Source organism: Streptomyces spiramenti, from assembly GCF_012034385.1.
GTDB lineage: Bacteria > Actinomycetota > Actinomycetes > Streptomycetales > Streptomycetaceae > Streptomyces > Streptomyces spiramenti.
On sequence record NZ_JAAVJB010000415.1, the window covers coordinates 1 to 2,124 of the forward strand.

A 2,124-nucleotide genomic window follows, 5' to 3' on the forward strand; every position below is an offset into this window, starting at 1 on the left:
CCTCCGAGCGGCTGCGGCAGCGCCGCGAGGCGGCGGCCGCGGCCCAGGCACGCGGCGAGCGGGAGGACGCGGTCCGGTTGTGGAGCGAACTCGTCCCCGACCTCGCCGAGCTGTACGGCCCGGACGGCTGGCCGACCGAGTCCGCCTGCGTCGCGCTCGGCCGCCTCACCGAGGGCGGAGGCCCGGCCAGGGAGGTGGCCGAGCGGCTCCGCAACCGCCACGGCAACCGACGCACCCGTCGCGCGGTCCGTGCCCTGCGCGGCAGGCGCATCCTGCTCGACTGACCACCCGCACACCGCCACCGCCGTGCGCGCGGGGACTCGGTCGGGGAGGTGGTCGGGAGCCGCCCGCGACGGCGTCCTAGGCTGGTGGGCGCGCCGCCGCTGCCTGCCCGGCGCGGAAGTCTGCCCGGATGAGGTTGCCCGCCATGCCAGAGTTCGCCTACACCGATCTGCTGCCGACCGGTGAGGACAGCACCCCGTACCGCCTGGTCACCGCCGAGGGGGTGTCCACCGTGGAGGCCGACGGCCGCACCTTCCTCAAGGTCGAGCCGGAGGCGCTGCGCAGGCTCGCGGCCGAGGCGATGCGGGACATCTCCCACTACCTGCGCCCCGACCACCTGGCGCAGCTGCGGAAGATCCTCGATGACCCCGAGGCGTCCGCCAACGACCGCTTCGTCGCGCTGGACCTGCTGAAGAACGCCAACATCGCCGCGGCCGGCGTGCTGCCGATGTGCCAGGACACCGGTACCGCCATCGTCATGGGCAAGCGCGGTCAGCAGGTCCTCACCGAGGGCGGTGACGCCGAGGCGCTGTCGCGCGGGGTGTACGACGCCTACACCCAGCTGAACCTGCGGTACTCGCAGTTGGCGCCGTTGACGATGTGGGAGGAGAAGAACACGGGCTCCAACCTCCCCGCGCAGATCGAGCTCTACGCGGAGGACGGCGACGCCTACAAGTTCCTCTTCATGGCCAAGGGCGGCGGCTCGGCCAACAAGTCGTTCCTCTACCAGGAGACCAAGGCCGTCCTCAACGAGGCGTCCATGATGAAGTTCCTGGAGGAGAAGATCCGCTCGCTGGGTACCGCGGCCTGCCCGCCGTACCACCTGGCGATCGTCGTCGGCGGCACCTCGGCCGAGTACGCCCTCAAGACCGCCAAGTACGCCTCCGCGCACTACCTGGACGAGCTGCCGGAGTCCGGTTCGCCCAGCGGCCACGGCTTCCGCGACCGGGAGCTGGAGCAGCAGGTCTTCGAGCTGACCCAGCGCATCGGCATCGGCGCCCAGTTCGGCGGCAAGTACTTCTGCCACGACGTGCGCGTCGTCCGGCTGCCGCGCCACGGCGCGTCCTGCCCGGTCGCCATCGCCGTCTCCTGCTCCGCCGACCGGCAGGCCCGCGCGAAGATCACCGCCGAGGGGGTCTTCCTGGAGCAGCTGGAGACCGACCCGGCGCGCTTCCTCCCGGACACCACCGACGAGGACCTCTCCGCCGACGCCGACGTCGTCCGCATCGACCTCAACCGGCCCATGGACGAGATCCGCGCCGAACTCACCCGCCACCCCGTCAAGACCCGGCTGTCGCTGACCGGCCCGCTGGTCGTCGCCCGCGACATCGCCCACGCCAAGATCAAGGAACTCCTCGACGGCGGCGGCGAGATGCCCCAGTACCTGCGTGACCACGCCGTGTACTACGCCGGGCCCGCCAAGACGCCCGAGGGATACGCCTCCGGCTCCTTCGGGCCCACCACCGCGGGCCGGATGGACGCCTACGTCGACCAGTTCCAGGCGGCCGGCGGCTCCTTCGTGATGCTCGCCAAGGGCAACCGCAGCAAGCAGGTCACCGAGGCGTGCGACCGCCACGGCGGCTTCTACCTCGGCTCCATCGGCGGCCCGGCCGCACGGCTGGCGCAGGACTGCATCAAGAAGGTCGAGGTCCTGGAGTACGAGGAGCTCGGCATGGAGGCGGTCTGGCGGATCGAGGTCGAGGACTTCCCCGCGTTCGTCGTCGTGGACGACAAGGGCAACGACTTCTTCACCGACCCCGGTCCCAGCACTCCGTTCGTGACCTCCATCCCGGTGCGCGGCTGACGCCCGCACCGCGGGCTCCGCGGTCGTCTTCGCGGGTC

At 71.6% G+C, this 2,124-nt stretch carries 2 protein-coding genes; both read left to right on the forward strand.

Annotated elements, in window-relative coordinates; genetic code table 11:
• Nucleotides 1–284, forward strand: a 284-nt coding sequence (locus HCJ92_RS23790; protein WP_167935676.1) for a hypothetical protein, incomplete at its 5' end; no start/stop codon positions are given.
• A gap of 134 nt (nt 285–418) precedes the next feature.
• The gene (locus tag HCJ92_RS23795) at nt 419–2,086 is read left to right on the forward strand and encodes a fumarate hydratase (RefSeq protein WP_167935677.1); all 1,668 of its coding nucleotides are present in this window, start codon (nt 419–421) and stop codon (nt 2,084–2,086) included.
• Nucleotides 2,087–2,124: the final 38 nt, after the last annotated feature.